At 64.1% G+C, this 16866-nt stretch carries 8 protein-coding genes; 1 reads left to right on the top strand and 7 read right to left on the bottom strand.

What is annotated here, in order from left to right:
* Both AC07SI_RS10300 and AC07SI_RS10295 read right to left on the bottom strand, forming a co-directional pair.
* A partial coding sequence (locus tag AC07SI_RS10300; protein WP_495005673.1) for an amino acid adenylation domain-containing protein occupies positions 1–9665 on the bottom strand: 9665 nt, incomplete at its 3' end.
* Between the two features lie 247 nt (positions 9666–9912).
* Positions 9913–11085 carry an MFS transporter gene (locus AC07SI_RS10295; protein ID WP_495005672.1) on the bottom strand — a complete coding sequence of 391 codons (1173 nt, stop codon included), beginning with the start codon at positions 11083–11085 and terminating at the stop codon, positions 9913–9915.
* A 142-nt stretch (positions 11086–11227) separates the two neighbouring features.
* Here AC07SI_RS10295 and AC07SI_RS10290 point away from each other — a divergent pair, with 142 nt between their 5' ends.
* Positions 11228–11803: a TetR/AcrR family transcriptional regulator gene (locus AC07SI_RS10290; protein WP_282397526.1), complete on the top strand. Its 576-nt coding sequence runs from the start codon at positions 11228–11230 to the stop codon at positions 11801–11803.
* Between the two features lie 6 nt (positions 11804–11809).
* Here AC07SI_RS10290 and AC07SI_RS10285 read toward each other — a convergent pair whose 3' ends face one another.
* The 5 genes from AC07SI_RS10285 to fmdA form a co-directional block, all read right to left on the bottom strand.
* Positions 11810–13165, bottom strand: a complete 1356-nt coding sequence (locus AC07SI_RS10285) for an MATE family efflux transporter (protein ID WP_106804306.1) — start codon at positions 13163–13165, stop codon at positions 11810–11812.
* A gap of 70 nt (positions 13166–13235) precedes the next feature.
* The gene (locus tag AC07SI_RS10280) at positions 13236–14195 is read right to left on the bottom strand and encodes an AAA family ATPase (RefSeq protein ID WP_495005671.1); all 960 of its coding nucleotides are present in this window, start codon (positions 14193–14195) and stop codon (positions 13236–13238) included.
* Positions 14196–14198: 3 nt separating this feature from the next.
* Entirely contained in the window at positions 14199–15242 is a 1044-nt protein-coding gene (locus AC07SI_RS10275) for an aliphatic amidase (RefSeq protein WP_120448258.1), read from the bottom strand.
* A 10-nt stretch (positions 15243–15252) separates the two neighbouring features.
* The gene (locus tag AC07SI_RS10270; RefSeq protein ID WP_065906060.1) at positions 15253–15600 is read right to left on the bottom strand and encodes an FmdB family zinc ribbon protein; all 348 of its coding nucleotides are present in this window, start codon (positions 15598–15600) and stop codon (positions 15253–15255) included.
* A 2-nt stretch (positions 15601–15602) separates the two neighbouring features.
* Positions 15603–16832, bottom strand: coding sequence for a formamidase (gene fmdA / locus AC07SI_RS10265; RefSeq protein ID WP_106804309.1), 1230 nt, complete (start codon positions 16830–16832; stop codon positions 15603–15605).
* Between the last annotated feature and the right edge of the window lie 34 nt (positions 16833–16866).

Genomic DNA, 16866 nt, shown 5'->3' with positions numbered 1-16866 from the left:
CAATCGGCCGGGCTGGTTTCATAGCGCTCGCCGGTGGCGATGATATGCGCCACCAACGGGCCGTGGGACACCGCCACACCCTTGGGCATGCCGGTGGAGCCGGAGGTGTAGATCACGTAGGCCAGGTTGTCGCCGTCCAGCTTCACATCGGGTGCCGTGTCGCTGAACCCCGCCCACTCTTCAGTGCGATCAATCGCCAGGCTGGTCAATCCTGCCGGGATCGGCAGTTGCTGCAACGCGCGGCTGTCGGTGAGCAGCAGTTGCGCGCGGCTGTCCTGCATCATGTACAGCAGGCGGTCACGTGGGTATTCGATATCCAGCGGCACATACACGCCGCCCGCTTTCATTACCGCGAGGAACGCCACCATGATCTCGGCACTGCGCGGCATGGCGATGGCCACGCGCACTTCCGGACCGACACCACGGGCGATCAGCGCATGAGCGAGGCGGTTGGCCTGGCGATCCAGCTCGCCGTAGGTCAGGGTTTGCGCGTCGAACTTCACCGCCACCGCCGCAGGATTTTCCCGCGCACGCTCCGCTACCAATTCGTGCACCAGGCGCTGGGCCGAGAAGCCGGCGTCGGTCTGGTCCCACAGCTGGATGATATGTTGCTGCTCTTCGCCGTCCAACAACTGCAACTGCCCAATGTTCTGCTGCTGATCGGCAACCATTGCCTGCAACAGGTTCTGCCAATGCCGTGCCATGCGCTCGATGGTAGAAGCCTCGAACAGGTCGGTGGCATAACTCAGCGAGGCACTTAACTGCTCCCGGGACTCTTCGATGTCCAGGGTCAGGTCGAATTGCGCGACCGCCTCGTCCCAGCTCATAGGACTGATTTCAAGCTGGCCCAGGCGTTGCAAATGCTGGCCGGCTAGGCTGATATGGTGATTGAACGCCACTTGGAACAGCGGGTTCAGGCTGAGACTGCGCTCCGGCTGCAGCGCCTCAACCAGTTGTTCGAAGGGCAAGTCCTGATGGGCCTGGGCTTCGAGCGCACGCCGCTTGACCTGGGCCAGCAACTGGCTGACGGTGGTGTGCCCATCGATTTCGGCCTTGAGCACCTGGGTGTTGACGAAAAAGCCGATCAGGCGCTCGGTCTCGACCCGGTTGCGGTTGGCAATCGGCACGCCGACGCGAATATCCGACTGGCCGCTGTAGCGATGCAGCAACACTTGATAGGACGCCAGCAACAGCATGAACAGCGTCACACCCTCGCGCTGGGCCAGGGCCTTGAGACTGTCGAGCAACGGTATTGGCAACGGGATGCTCAAGCGCGCACCGCGATGGGTCGGCACTGCCGGGCGCTGATGATCGAATGGCAGTTCCAGCACCGGTTGCTCGCCACCCAACACTTCACGCCAGTAATCGAGTTGGCGAGTTTTCTCGCCTGCTTCCATCCAGCTGCGCTGCCACAGCGCGTAATCGACGTACTGGATCGGCAGCGCCGGCAGTTGCAGCCCTTCGCCCCGGCTGTAGGCGGCATAAAGCTGGACCAGTTCATCGACCATCACCTGCATCGACCAACCATCGGAAATAATGTGGTGCTGCACCAGCACCAGCACATGTTCGTCTTGCGCCAGGCGCAACAGTCTGACACGCATAAGCGGGCCCTGGCGGAGGTCGAATGGCTGGGTGATGCTCGCTTCTACCTGGACTTTCAGACTCGCTTCATCGGCGTCCGCCCAGGCGATCTCAATCCTTGCTGGCGAGCTGATCACTTGCACGGTGCGGCCGGCATCTTGCTGCAAGTGGGTACGCAAGCTTTCATGGCGCGCGACCAGTGTATCGAAGGCACGCTGCAGGGCGTCGCAGTCGAGTTGCCCTTTCAGGCGCAACGCGCGGGGTACATGGTAGGCCGCGCTGCGGGGGTCCAGTTGCCACAGGAACCATTGGCGCTCCTGCGCATAGGACAGCCCGAGCGGCTGCTCACGTTCGACGCGCTCCATACGGGTGCTTTCAACGTGTGCCTGGGTCAGGCTACGGACAAAAAGGCCCAGCACCGGCTGATCGAACAGGGCTTTCAAGTCCACATCGAGGCCTAGGCCATGACGGATGCGCGAGACGGCCTGGGTAGCTATCAGCGAATGCCCGCCGCGTTCGAAGAAGTGATCATTGAGGCCGACGCGTTCGACACCGAGTACTTCGGCCCAGATCGCAGCGATCTGTTGCTCCCGTTCAGTCAGTGGCGTGATGTACTCACCACCCGCTGCCTCGGGTTTGGGCAGAGCCTTGCGGTCCAGTTTGCCGTTGGGACCCAGGGGCATCTGTTCCAGCAGCATCCATTGCGTCGGGACCATGTAGTCCGGCAGATGCTGGGCCAGATGGGCAATCAGCACATCGCGCCAGTCGTCGCCGGCGTTGTGCAGCACCAGGTAGCCCACCAGGTATTTGCTATCGACGGCCAGCACGGCGGCCTCACGGACCCAGTCGTGCTCCAGCAGGCGCGCTTCGATTTCACCCAGCTCGATACGCAGGCCACGCAGCTTGACCTGATGGTCGATACGCCCGGCGTACTCGATCACGCCGTTTTCGCGATAACGCGCGAGGTCGCCGGTGCGGTACAGGCGCTCGCCCTTGATAAACGGATGCGCGATAAAACGCTCGGCCGTCAGGGAAGGACGGCGGTGATAACCACGGGCCAGGCCAACGCCGCCCAGGTACAGCTCGCCCAATACACCCACCGGCACCGGTTCGAAGTTGCTGTCAAGGATGTAGCAGCCGAGATTGGCAATCGGACGGCCGATCGGTACCGCGTCGCGGCCTTCGTCCACACAGGTCCAGTGGCTCACGTCGATGGCGGCTTCAGTCGGGCCATACAGGTTGTAGAGTTCGGCTTGCGGCAGTTTGGCGAAGACTTGCTGCTGGGCGTCCACCGGCAAGGCTTCGCCGCTGCACACGATGCGCTGCAGGGTGTTACAGGTAGCAACCGCCGGGTCCTGCAGGAACGCCTGCAACATCGACGGCACGAAGTGCAGCGTTGTGACGTGTTCGGCATTGATCAGGCGAACCAGCTTGGCGGGGTCACGGTGATCTCCGGGCGCGGCAACCACCAGGCGCGAGCCGGTCATCAGCGGCCAGAAGAATTCCCACACCGACACATCGAAGCTGAACGGGGTCTTTTGCAGGACCGTGTCGCTGACGTCCAGGCCATAGGCTTCCTGCATCCACTGCAGGCGGTTCAGCAATGCCGAATGACGGTTGCCCGCGCCTTTGGGCTGGCCGGTAGAGCCGGAGGTGTAGATCACGTAGGCAAGATTTTCGCCGTCCAGCGCGATCCCTGGGTTGACGTCGCTGTAGGCCTCAAAGGCCGAGTCACCCAGCACCAGAGTCTCTAGACCTTGGGGAATCGGCAGTTGCTCGCGCAAATGCGCCTGGGTCAACAGCAGTTTCACGCCACTGTCTTCCAGCATGTAGGCCAGGCGCTCACGCGGGTATTCCGGGTCCAGCGGCACATAGGCACCACCGGCCTTGAGCACAGCGAGCAGGCCCACGACCATTTCGACGGAGCGTTCCACCGCCAGGCCCACCAGCACATCCGGGCCTACCCCGGCTTCGATCAGGCGATGAGCAAGACGGTTGGCGCGGCTATTGAGCTCGGTATAGCTCAGGGTTGCCTCGTTGAAGCGCAACGCCGGCGCTTCCGGCTGTGCCAGCGCCTGGGCCTCGAACAGCTGGTGTACCCACCGCCCTTGCGGATAGTCGCGCTTGGTGGCGTTCCACCCCTCCACCACTTGCCGGCGCACCGCGTCCGTCAGCGACGGCAACTCGCCCAAACGCCGCGGCGTGACACTGGTCAAGCCGCGAAGCAGGTGCTGGAAAGACTCGGCCAACTGCCGAATCTCGTCGTCGCCGAACGACTGCATGTCAAAGCTGAAGTCGAACTCCAGAGCCGCCCCGGCGCCAAGCAGTACCGTCAACGAATAGTGGGTCTGCTCAAAGTTCTGCACATTACTGAAGGTCAGCCCAGCCGGGGCGCCTTCGGCCAGCGCTGTGGACACCGGGTAGTTTTCAAACACCAGCAGCGTGTCGAACAACGCTGCGCCGCTCGTACCCGCCCAGCGCTGGATATCGAACAACGGCGTATGTTCGTGTTCACGCAGGCTGAGGTTCAGTGCCTGCACCTGCTGCAACCATTCCCCCACCCACAACATCGGACTGGGGGTGGCGATAACCGGCAAGGTGTTGATAAACAGACCGACCTGCTGCTCCACACCCGGCAACCCTGCGGGTCGACCGGAAACCGTGGCGCCAAACACCACGGTGTCCTGGCCGGTCTGGCGTTGCAGCAACAACAGCCAGGCGGCTTGTACAAGGGTGTTCAGGGTGATTTTGTGGGTCTGGGCAAACCCCTTGAGTTGGTCAGTCTGTGCGATGCTCAGGGCCAGCGCATAGCTGCCTTTGGCGGCCGAAGGATTGGAACCGGCGCCGCGTGCCAGGCGCGTTGGCTCCTGCATCGTGCCCAATTGGTCCTTCCAGAAGGCTTCGCTGGCAGCCGATTCCTGAGCTTGCAACCAACCGATATAGTCACGGTAATGCCCTTGCAGCGCCGGTAACGGCCGGCCGGCGTAACATTCCAGGACCTCGCCGAACAACTGCGCACGGCTCCAGCCATCCAGGAGAATGTGATGATTGGTGAAGATCAGATGGAAGCGGTCGACACCGGTGCGTACCAGTTTCAGGCTCAGCAGCGGCGCCTGCTCCAGCACAAAACCTTGTGCCCGCGTCGACTCGCTCAACGCGTCCAGCGCGGCGTGCTGATCCGGCAAGGCCTGCCAGTCGTATTCGGCGAACGGCAGGCCCGCTACGCGATACACCGCTTGCAACGGCAGGGTCTGGTCCTGTTGCCAGACAAACCCGGTGCGCAGCATGTCGTGTCGTGCCAGCACCTGTGCCCAGGCGCGCTGGAATTGCGCCACATCGAGCCCCTGCACGTCGGCGCGCAATTGGCTGACGTAGACATCCTCTTCGCCCTGTTGATAGAGGCTGTGAAACAGCATGCCCTGTTGCATCGGCGACAACGGATACAAGTCCTGTACCGCACGCGCAGGCAGTGCCAACGCGTCGAGTTGCGCCTGGGTCAGCTGCGCCAGGCCCACATCGGCCGGTGTCAGGCCGCCCTGTTTCGGATCGACGCAATGCGCGATCAGCGCCAGCAGTTCCTGCTGGAAATCCTCCGCCAGGCGCTGAACAGTCGCCACTTCGAACATCTCGCGGCTGAAACCCCATTGCAGCGACAGCTCCCCGCCATACACCTGCCCTTCCACGGTCAGCCAGTTGGCCAACGGTGCTTCAGGGTCCTGGGCCTGGCCGCTGCCCTCGGGCGCCGGCACCAACAGCGCCGACTCATTGAACTGGCGGTCGAACTGGCCGAGGTAGTTGAAGGTGATGCGCGGCACGGCGAATGCCGACAAGGCGTCGCGCGCAGCAGGCGTGCCCAGGTAGCGCAACAGGCCGTAGCCAATGCCTTTATCCGGCACCGCACGCAGTTGCTCCTTGACCGATTTGATTGCACTCGACAACTCACCACCCGCCTGCAGGCGCACCGGGAACAGGCTGGTGAACCAGCCGACGGTGCGGCTCAGGTCGACGCTGTCGAAGAGGTCTTCACGGCCATGCCCTTCGAGCTGGATCAGCGCAGCGGGCTGCTTGCTCCAACGGCTGATCACCCGCGCCAATGCTGTCAGCAGCAGGTCGTTGACCTGGGTGCGATAGGCCGCCGGGGCGTCCTGCAGGAGTTGGCGCGTCTGTTCGGCACTGAGGCGGATTTCGAGTTTGCTGCCCACGCGGTTTTGCAGGTCGCCCTGCGGGTTGTCGCAGGGCAAGTCGGCGTCCGCGGTCTGTGCCTGCCAGTAAGACAGCTGGTGATCGAGGGTCTGTGCATGGGCCTGCAACTGCTGCGCCCACACTTGGTAGGCGCTGGTCTTGGCCGGCAGCGGCGCGGCGCCATAGGCGTGCTGCAGGTCTTCCAGCAGGATGCGCCAGGACACGCCGTCCACCACCAGGTGATGGATCACCAGCAGCAGGCGCTGGGTGCCGTCGCCCATGCTGACCAGCACGGCGCGCAGCAGCGGGCCGTGTTCAAGGTCGAGGCTGCGTTGGGCCTCGTCGCAGAGGGCGGCCAGTTCGGTTTCATCGCCAGCACGGGATTGCCACAGCGCCGGGTCGGTGATCGGCGTGGCATGGGCTTGCTGCCAGCCATCGGCCTGCTGCACAAAGCGCAGGCGCAGCGCATCGTGATGGTTGATCACCTGGGTCAACGCCGCCTCAACGCGCGCCGGCTCCAGGGTTTCGCGCGGGGTCAGCAGCAGCGACTGGTTCCAATGCTGGCGCGCCGGGATCGCCTGCTCGAAAAAGCTGTGCTGCACGGGCGTGAGGATTACCTCGCCACTGACGGGCCCCTGGTCGATGACCGCCGCATGCTCGACGCTCGCCACCAGCGCCAGGCTGCGCACGCTCTGGTACTGGAACAGGTCGCGCGGGCTGAGACGAATCCCGGCCTGGCGTGCTCGGCTGACCACTTGGATGGAGATGATCGAATCGCCGCCCAGCTCGAAAAAGTTGTCATCCAGACCGACGTGCTCGACCCCGAGCACATCGCTCCAGACGGCAGCCAGGGCTTGCTGTACAGGGTTTTCCGGGGCGGCATAAGCCTGCTGCGCGGCAGCATCCGGCACCGGCAGCGCCTTGCGGTCCAGCTTGCCGTTGGCGGTCACCGGCAACTGGGCCAGGTAGACCATATGCGTCGGCACCATGTACTCCGGCAGACTGCCGAGCAGCCAGGCCTTGAGGTCGCTGGGCGCCTCGCCTTCCAGCACCAGGTAAGCCACCAGTTGCTTGCCGCCCTGCACCAGCACGACGGCCTCACGCACGCCAGGGTGTTGCAGCAGGCGTGTCTCGATTTCACCCAGCTCGATGCGCAGGCCGCGCAGCTTGACCTGAAGGTCGAGGCGACCAAGGTATTCGATCACGCCATCAGCCCGTTGGCGCACACGGTCGCCGGTGCGGTACAGGCGTGCGCCATCGCCAAATGGACTCGGCACAAAACGCTCGGCGGTCAACGCCGGACGCCGGTGATAACTGCGCGCCAGCCCGGTGCCGCCCAGGTACAACTCGCCGCACACACCGGCAGGGACCGGGTTGAGCTGGGCGTCGAGTACGTAGGTGCCGAGGTTGGCAATCGGGCGGCCGATGGGCACGCTGTCGGCGCCTTCGTCGACGCAGGTCCAGTGGGTCACGTCGATGGCCGCTTCGGTGGGGCCATACAGGTTGAACAGCCCGGCATGCGGCAGCTTGGCGAACACCTGGACCTGTGCGTCCAGCGGTAAGGCTTCACCGCTGCAGACGATGCGCTTGAGGCCGGTGCAGGCCTGCACGCCCGGTTCATGGATGAATGCCTGGAGCATCGACGGCACGAAGTGCAAGGTGGTGATCGCGTGCCGGCCGATGGTCTCGATCAAACGTGCGGGCTCGCGGTGCTCACCTGGGGCCGCCACCACCAGGCGCGCACCGGTCATCAGCGGCCAGAAGAACTCCCAGACCGACACGTCAAAGCTGAACGGGGTTTTCTGCAACACCGCATCAGTGGCCTCCAGCCCGTAGGCCTGCTGCATCCAGCACAGGCGGTTGACCAACGCTCGATGGCTGTTGCCGGCCCCCTTGGGCTTGCCGGTGGAACCGGAGGTATAGATCACGTAGGCCAGGTTCAAGGCGTGGATGGCCACGCCGGGCGATTCGCTGCTGTAGCCGTCGAGCCACAGCGCAGGTTGGTCCAGGGCAATCACGCGGATACCGGCGGCGGGCAGCGATGCCAGCAGGCGCTGCTGGCTGAGCAGCAACTGAATGCCGCTGTCTTCGATCATGTAGGCCAGGCGTTCCTGCGGGTATTCGGGGTCGAGCGGCACGTAGGCGCCGCCGGCTTTGAGAATCGCCAGCAGGCCGACCGCCATCTCGATCGAACGCTCGACGCAGATCCCCACCAACGCATCGGGGCCGACGCCCTGCTCGCGCAAGGCATGCGCGAGTCGGTTGGCGCGGGCGTCGAGTTCGGCGTAGGTCAGGGTGGTCGTACCGAACACCAGCGCCGGCGCGTCGGGGGTGGCCTGCACCTGGTCTTCGATCAGTTGATGGATGCCGCGCTCGGTCGGGTAGGTTTCTGCGGTGTTATTCCAGGCGTGCACCAGGACCTGTTGCTCATCGGCAGCCAGCATCGGCAATTCGCCGATGCGCTGCTCGCCATCGGTGACCATCGCCTGCAACAGGCGGGTCCAGTGACGGGCCATGCGCTCGATGGACGGCGCGTCGAACAGGTCGTTGGCGTAGGTCAAGGCGGCGTGCAGGGTGCCGGACTTTTCATAGGTGTCGAGGGTCAGGTCGAACTGGGTGGTGCGCCCCTGCCACTCCACCAAGGCCAGTTCCAGGCCGGAGGCGGTGCTGACCGAGGCGATGTCGGCCACCACCGGCTGGTGGTTGTACATCACCTGGAACAAGGGGGTATGGCTCAGGCTGCGCTCGATCTTGAGGGCTTCCACCAGGCGTTCGAAAGGCAACTCCTGATGCGCCTGGGCGCCCAGGGCATGCTCCTTGATGCCTTGCAGCAGCTCGGTGACGCGGGTTTGCCCGGTGAGTTCGGTGCGCAGGACCTGGGTGTTGACGAAGAAGCCGATCAGCCCTTCGACTTCGGTGCGGTTACGGTTGGCAATCGGCACGCCGACGCGGATATCCCCCTGACCGGTGTAGCGATGCAGGAGCACGTTGAACGCGCCGAGCAACAGCATGAACAAGGTGACGTTGTGTTTTTGCGCACAACTGCGCAGTTGCGCGGCGAGCGCCGGGTCAATCGTGAAGTTATGCCGCGTGCCCTGGTAGCTGGGCATGGCCGGGCGGGCGTGGTCGATCGGCAGTTCCAGCACCGGGTGCTCATCGCCCAGGCGCGCCTGCCAGTACTCCAGCTGGCGGGCCTGCTCCCCGGCTTCCAGCCAGCGGCGTTGCCACAGGGCATAGTCGCTGTACTGGATCGGCAGTGCCGGCAACTGCGGCACCTCGTTGCGCTCATGGGCGTCGTAGCAGCGGATGAACTCGTCGATCAGCACGTTCATCGACCAGCCGTCGGAGACGATGTGGTGCAGGGTCAGCAGCAGCACGTGTTCCTGCGCATCAAGCTTGAGCAGTTGCACACGCAGCAGCGGGCCGCGCTCCAGGTCGAACGGCAGCAGCGACTGGCGGGTCGCCGCTTCATTGACGGCCTGCTCGCGTTCGGCGACGGCCAGCGTGCTCAGGTCCAGTTGTTCGATGGCCAGTGACGGCTGCACCGCCACCTGCAACAGGCGCTCATCGGCCTGGCGCTGGAACACCGTGCGCAGGGTTTCATGGCGCGCGACCAGGCTGGCAAACGCCTGCTGCATCGCGTCCAGGTTCAACGCGCCCTTGAGCCGCACCGCGCCCGGCAGGTTGTAGGCGCCGCTGGCCGGGTCCAACTGCCACAGGAACCACATGCGTTGCTGCGCGTAGGACAGCGCATCGCGATCCTCTACCTCGACCCCGGCCGGAATCGGAAACCGCGAAAAATCCACTCCTTCTTTCTGCAGTGCCTGCAGGAATAGCTGGCGTTTTTCCAGGGGCAACCCGATAAACCGGCGAGCAAGTTTCAAGGAGTCTTCAGCATTCATTTCTTGGAGTCCGGAGCAATAGGCAGGAAGCACAAAGGCACGTCGTCCCTATAAAACGAACCGCAGAGGGAAAAATTAGCGAGGGGATGGGAGGCGGATATCCGCGGGGAATGCGGGCTGGCGTGATCGGCGCTACAAGCGCCTTACCGGCGCGGTCGACGCATGGGTCAGCGATGAAGGGCAAACCGAACATGAATGGGAAGCCGCCTCTCGCGAGGCGGCAGGGGACTTACTCAGCGGCGGATACTCAGCCCAACCGTCGAAACCCCAACACCGCTGAGCCCAGCACCACCGCCCCTGCCGCCAGTGCCACCCAGAACCCACTGGCCGCGCCGGAGTGGTCGATCATCCAGCCGGAACTGGCGGCGCCGATGGCCACGCCGATGCTCAGGCCGGTGATGAGCCAGGTCATGCCTTCGGTGAGGCGGCTGGGGGGGACGATTTGTTCTACCAGCGCCATGGACACAATCAGCGTCGGGGCGAAGAACAGACCGGAGATGAAGATTGCCACGGCAAGGCCGGGGATGTTGGTCACCAGCAGCAACGGCAAGGTGGTCAGCGCCGTGGCTACGCCGCAGTACAGGAACTGGCGGGGCAACGGCGCCTTGAGCTTGAGGGTACCGAACGCCAGCCCGGCCAGGCACGAGCCGATGGCATACACCGACAGCACGATACTCGCCGCCGCCGGCTGGCCCTGCTGTTGGGCGAAGGCCACGCTGACCACATCGACCACGCCGACAATCACGCCCATGGCCAGCAGCAGGATCATCAGGATCAATACCGAAGGCGACGCGATCAGCCAGCGGCCGTGATGATCGTGGTGTTCGTGTACCGGCGGTTCAGTCTCGCGCTGCAGCACGAACGTGGTGACGCCTACGGCCAGCAAGAGCGCCGCGACCAACGGCCCGGCTTCCGGGAACAGCACCACACTAAGGCCGACCGAAATCGGCGGGCCGATGATAAAGCACACCTCGTCAAGCACCGACTCCAGGGCAAACGCGGTTTGCAACTGGGGCTGGCCGCGGTACAACTCGGTCCAGCGTGCCCGCACCATCGCCGACATATTCGGCATGCAGCCGGCCAGGGCCGCGAACAGGAACAGCGTCCAGTTCGGCGCCTGCAAGCGGGTGCACAGCAACAACAACAGCAACGCCCCGCCACCGATCAACGCGGCGACCGGCAGCACCCGCCCCTGGCTGTAGCGGTCGACCAGGCGCGACACCTGCGGCGCGCAAAACGCCGTCGCCAGGGCAAATACCGCCGCCACCGAGCCGGCCAGGCCGTAGCCGCCGTGCACCTGCGAGAGCATGGTGATCAGGCCGATGCCCGCCATTGACACCGGCATGCGCGCCAACATGCCCGCGAGTACAAAAGCCCGGGCGCCGGGGACCTGGAACAACTCGGCGTAGGGGTTTGCCATCCTGCTCTACCTCTTCCTGAATGCCCTGCAACTTGCTATCTGCAATGATCAAGGCAAAATACATACGGTGCGTATGTGACCAAGCATGCGTAACATACGCAGCGTATGTCAATCCTTCACTTGCCGATTGCGAGCCCTATCCATGAGCCGAGCCCGTGCTGAAATAATCGAAGACACCCGCGCCCGGCTGATCGCCAGCGCGCGCCTGGCCTTCGCCACCCAAGGCTACGCGAATACCTCGATGGACGACTTTACCGCCCGCGCGGGCCTGACGCGCGGGGCGTTGTATCACCACTTTGGCGATAAAAAGGGCCTGTTGGCGGCGGTCGTTGCCCAGCTCGACAGCGAGATGGACGCCCACTTGCAGCGCCTCAGTGACGAAGCTTCGGACCCCTGGTCGGGCTTTTGCGAACGCTGCCGCGCGTATTTGCGCATGGCCCAGGACGCGGAGATCCAGCGCATCGTACTGCAGGATGCGCCGGCCGTATTGGGTGACACCGGCTCCCAGCAGCACTGTGTGGAATCCCTGCGTCAACGGCTCGACGCCTTGATGCACAGCGGTGTGATCCCGCAGGCACCGAGCGCCGCGCTGGCGCAGTTGATCAATGGCAGCCTGGTCAACACCGCGCTGTGGATCGCCCGGGATGCACACCCGGGCGAGCGCCTTGAAGAAGGCTTGCAGAGCCTGGAACTGCTGTTGCGCGGCTTGAAGCAATAAACCGCGCTAGACCAGCCGCTTGATCTGCTTGTGCCGCCACACCAACCGGTAATACGCGGTCTGCAAGCCCAACATCGCCAGGTAGGTCACCGGAAACGCCATCCACACGCCTTCCAGCCCGAAATGGGCGTTGAGCAGGTAGGCCATCGGCAACTCGACGCACAGCACGCAGAAAATCGAAATGACCACCGGCATCAGCACCACGCCGCTGGCGCGCATGATCCCGCCGATCACCGCCTGGAAACCGAATACCAGGATGCTCCACAACATGATGTGCAACAGGTGCTCGGCATTTGCCCGCGCCGCGTCGTCGGTGATGAACAAGCCGAGCAACCAGTGGGACAGGACATACCCCAGCACAATCAGACCACCGGTGAGGCAGGTGTTGATCAGCAGCCCGGTGCGCAAGATCGGCCCGATACGCTCCAGGCGACCGGCGCCAATCGCCTGGGCACCGAGGATCGAGGCAGTGATGGCAATCGACAGCGCCGGGAACTGCACGTAGTTGACGATTTGCGTCACCGCGCCATAGGCCGCCGTCGCCTGCGAACCATGGCTGTTGACCAGGGCAAGAATGACCAACTCCGACAGCGACAACACCACCATCTGCAGGCCGGTAGGCAGGCCGATGCGCAGGACCTTGGCCAGAATCGCGCGGTCCAGGCGCAAGGCCGCCAGCAGTTCACGGTCCGGCGCCATCACGTGGTTTTTATGCCGCAGGCGCAGGATCAGGAACAGCATCGCCGCGGCGTTGCCCACCAGGCCGGCGTACACCGCACTCTGGATGCCGAGGGGCGGCAGGCCGATCCAGCCGCGGATCAGCGCCGGGGTCAGCAGCAGGCCGACCAGGGTAGAGACCATCAGCGCCAACAACGGCGAGATCGTGTCGCTGACCCCGCGCAACAACTGGGTGTACAGGATGAACACCAGCAACAGCGGCATGATCAGCATCATCATCTGGGCGTAGCCCACCGCGTCGTCGAGCACATCCACCGGGGTGCCCAAGGCTTGCAGCGCCGGGCGGGCGAACAGGCTGCCCAGCACCGCCGCGACCAGCCCCACCAACGCGCCCAGCGTCAGGGTGGCACCGGTGATCGCCTTGACCATGCCGGTTTCCTGGGCGCCCCAGGCCTGGCCGATCAATACGGAGGCGCCCGCCCCCAGGCCGATCACCAGGGCAATGAAGAAGAACACGATGGGGAACATCCCCGACACCGCCGCCAGCGCCTGGGTACCGAGCATTTGCCCGACATAGATACCATTGAGCGTGCCGGAAAAACTCTGCAGGAAGTTGGACAGCACCATCGGTGCCAGAAAGATCAGGTAGACCTGCCACAACGGGCGTTGCATGGGGCTTTGCATGAAAAACGGGGCCTCGAAGAGCGAAAGCGTCCGAGGGTTATACCGTAATTGGATCCCAGCTTCCCGTGGTTTATCCGCCGCTGCACGCAACCACCAGGCAACCCTGGTGAAGCGTCGCATGCAGGTGCCGGGCTTCGCCGCGCAATACACACTCGGCAATCGCCGGCTCCAATTCGACACGCAGCCTGCGCGCCAATGCCCGCGCGCCAAAACGCACATCATGCTCGCGACACAACCACGCCCGCGCCTGTGCATCCACGCTCAATGAGCGCTGCTGCGCCGCGAGGCGTTGATTGAGTTTGTTCAACTCCACGTCCAGCAAAGCCTCCAACCACTGGGCGTCGATGGGCTCGAACACCAGGATGCGGTCGATGCGATTGAGAAACTCCGGCTCGAAATGCCCGTGCAGTGCCTCTTCGAGCACCGCCGCCTCGCCACGCGCAAACACCCGCAGCACCCGCCGCCAGCCCTGGGCAAAGCGCTGGCGATGCCGGCGCGCCTGTTGCGCGCCGATGTTGCTGGTCATGAAGATCAGGCTGTTGCGAAAGTCCAGGGTGCGCGTGCCACCGGCCAGGGTCAGCTGGCCGTTTTCGAGAATGCCGAGCAGGCTGCGCACGACCTCCTGGCTGGCCTTTTCCAATTCGTCGAACAGCACGATGCCGGGTCGACTGTAGGTGCCCTGGATCAATTCACTGTTGAACAGGCTGATGCCTTCCTTGCTGCCCACATAGCCCGGCGGTGCGCCAGTCAGCGCGGCGGCGTAATGCTCCTGGGCCAGGGTGTGCATGTCGATGCGGCAAAAACCGTCGGCGCGTCCGTGCAGCGCCTGGGCCAGCAGGCGCACGATTTCGGTCTTGCCGACCCCGGTCGGCCCCATGAACAGGTTGACGCTGAGCGGCCGGTCACGCTCGCCGATGTCGGCCTTGACCACCTTGAGCAAGCTTTCCACCTGGGCCAGCGCCGCCTGCTGGCCGACGATCCGACTGCGCAGCAACGCCATGACCTGGCCCGGCTCGAAGGTAAAACGCATGCCCTACCCCTGCGTCTGCTCTTTACCGCCATGGGGCAATTGCCCCACCGGGCATTCGGCGACACCCACCGTGCTGCGGGTGATTTTCTCCACGTTCTCCTGGGCCTTTTGCGCATCCAGCACCCAGGTGCGGTAGAACTCGAACGGGCAGTCGGCCACGCCCTTGTCGCCATCGCCCGAGGCGTGCATGCCGGTGTAGCCGCGGTGCAACAGCTTGAACAGGTGGTTCTGCGACTGGTCATTGGCCCGCGCATCGCGGATCTGCGAAACCGACAGCTGGGCGTACTGGATGCCCATCTCCTCCTCGCCGCACTCGCCCAGGGTGCGCCCGTCGAAACCGATGATCGCCGAGTGGCCGAAGTACGAATACACCCCGTCGAACCCTGCCGCATTCGCCACCGCCACATAGCAGTTGTTGGCCCAGGCCATGCTCTTGGACATCTGCACCTGTTGCTCCTTGGCCGGGTACATATAGCCCTGGCAACGCACGATCAACTCCGCGCCCTTCATTGCACAATCGCGCCAGATCTCCGGGTAGTTGCCGTCGTCGCAGATGATCAGGCTGATCTTCATGCCCTTGGGGCCTTCGCACACATAAGTGCGATCGCCCGGATACCAGCCCTCGATGGGGCACCAGGGAATGCACTTGCGATAGCGCTGCACGATCTCGCCGAGATTATTGATCAGCACCAGGGTGTTGTAGGGCGCCTTGTGCGGATGCTCCTCGTGGCGCTCGCCGGTCAGGGAGAACACGCCCCAGGTGTTGGCCTGGCGGCACGCCGCCGAGAAAATCGCAGTCTCCTCACCGGGGATGCTTGCGGCGGTGGCCATCATCTCGTCGTGGTCGTACATGATGCCCATGGTGCTGTATTCCGGGAACACCACCAGGTCCATGCCCGGCAGGCCCTGTTTCATGCCGACAATGATGTCGGCGATCTTCCTGGCGTTGTCGATGACGTCGGCCTTGCTGTGCAGGCGCGGCATCTTGTAGTTCACCACCGCTACACCGACGGTGTCCGGGCTGCTGGAAATGTCGCCATGGCGCATTGCAACTCTCCTAGTGACTGATCATCCACGGCCGGGGGCCGGTCTTGGTCTTGAGGCCCAGCGGGTTGGCCTTGCTCGGCAGTACCGCCTTACTGGTGCCGCAGCAACTGCAACCCGCCGGGTGCCGGCGACTTTCCTGATATTCGCCGACAGTCTGCGGCGCGTGGGCGCTGCGCTCGTTGCCGGCGATGGCCTTGCGTTGGTTGGCCGACAGCGTTTGCAGGGCCGGCGCCGACACCAGCAGCTGCCCGCCGGGCCCGGCACAGTACGGGCACTGGCTGGGCGCGTGGCGCTGGGCAATCGGCCGCAGCTGGGTGAAGGTGCCGCACGTGTCGCAGGCGTATTCGTAGGTCGGCATGGCTACAGGTCCGGGGCAATGGGCAGGTCGATGCTGCCGTCGAGGAAGCGCGTGGGGCCGTTGGCGTTGGGGTTGATATCGAACTCGAAGATCTCCGTGGGCAACCACAGGGTCGCGCAGGCATTCGGGATGTCGACCACGCCGCTGATGTGTCCCTGCACCGGCGCCGAACCGAGCAGCGCATAGCCCTGGGCCGGCGAGTAGCCGAACTTGGTCAGGTAGTTGATCGCATTCAGGCACGCCTGGCGGTAGGCGACGTTGACATCCAGGTAGTGCTGCTGGCCCTGCTCGTCGACCGAGATGCCTTCGAAGATCAGGTAGTTCTTGTAGTTCGGCGTGATCGGGCTCGGCTTGAAGACCGGGTTCTTGATGCCGTACTTGGCCATGCCGCCCTTGATCAGCTCGACTTTCATGTGCACCCAGCCGGCCATTTCGATGGCGCCGCAGAAGGTGATTTCGCCGTCGCCCTGGCTGAAGTGCAAGTCCCCCACCGACAGCCCGGCGCCGTTGACGTAGACCGGGAAGAAGATCTTCGAGCCGCGTGACAGATCCTTGATATCGCAGTTACCGCCATGCTCGCGCGGCGGCACCGTGCGAGCACCGGTGGCGGCGGCATCGTCACGGGCCTGGCCCTTGAGCTTGCCCATATGGGCGGTGGCGGCCAGCGGTGCGTTGGCCAGCGGTGGCACGCGGGTCGGGTTGGTGTCGATCAGTTCCTGCTCGCGGCGGTTCCAGTCGGCGAGCATCACCGGGTCAGGCAGGCAGCCGATCAGGCCGGGGTGGATCAGGCCGGCGAAATTCACCCCCGGAATGTGCCGCGAGCTGGTGAACATGCCCTTGAAATCCCAGATAGCTTTTTGTGCGCTGGGGAAGTGATCGGTGAGGAAACCGCCGCCGTTCTGGCGCGAGAAAAAGCCATTGAAGCCCCACTGGGAATCGGCCTTGGCGCCGATATCGAGCAGGTCCACCACCAGCAGGTCACCCGGCTCGGCACCATGCACGCCCACCGGGCCGGAGAGGTAATGCACGGTGGACAGGTCGACGTCGCGCACATCGCTGGCATCGTCGTTGTTCTTGATGGCGCCGGCGGTCCAGTCGTAGGTTTCCAGGATGAAGTCGTCGCCCGGCTTCACCCAGCACGCCATCGGGATATCCGGGTGCCAGCGGTTGTGGATCTGCTCGTTCTCGGTGACGGGTTGGTTGAGGTCGACTTTGATCAGCGTTTCGGTCATGGGCTGGCTCCTGGACGGATGACATTGCGTTCAA

This window comes from Pseudomonas sp. GW821-FHT05D12, assembly GCF_059419825.1.
Note: the sequence above shows the minus strand (reverse complement) of the source record. Positions and strands in the feature narration are given on the sequence as shown.

Excerpts from the sequence above, each read along its gene's own strand:
- AC07SI_RS10280 (WP_495005671.1), bottom strand. The coding sequence starts at position 14,195 with ATGCGTTTTACCTTCGAGCCGGGCCAGGTCATGGCGTTGCTGCGCAGT.
- AC07SI_RS10275 (WP_120448258.1), bottom strand. The coding sequence starts at position 15,242 with ATGCGCCATGGCGACATTTCCAGCAGCCCGGACACCGTCGGTGTAGCG.
- AC07SI_RS10270 (WP_065906060.1), bottom strand. The coding sequence starts at position 15,600 with ATGCCGACCTACGAATACGCCTGCGACACGTGCGGCACCTTCACCCAG.
- fmdA (WP_106804309.1), bottom strand. The coding sequence starts at position 16,832 with ATGACCGAAACGCTGATCAAAGTCGACCTCAACCAACCCGTCACCGAG.
- AC07SI_RS10290 (WP_282397526.1), top strand. The coding sequence starts at position 11,228 with ATGAGCCGAGCCCGTGCTGAAATAATCGAAGACACCCGCGCCCGGCTG.
- AC07SI_RS10285 (WP_106804306.1), bottom strand. The coding sequence starts at position 13,165 with ATGCAAAGCCCCATGCAACGCCCGTTGTGGCAGGTCTACCTGATCTTT.
- AC07SI_RS10295 (WP_495005672.1), bottom strand. The coding sequence starts at position 11,085 with ATGGCAAACCCCTACGCCGAGTTGTTCCAGGTCCCCGGCGCCCGGGCT.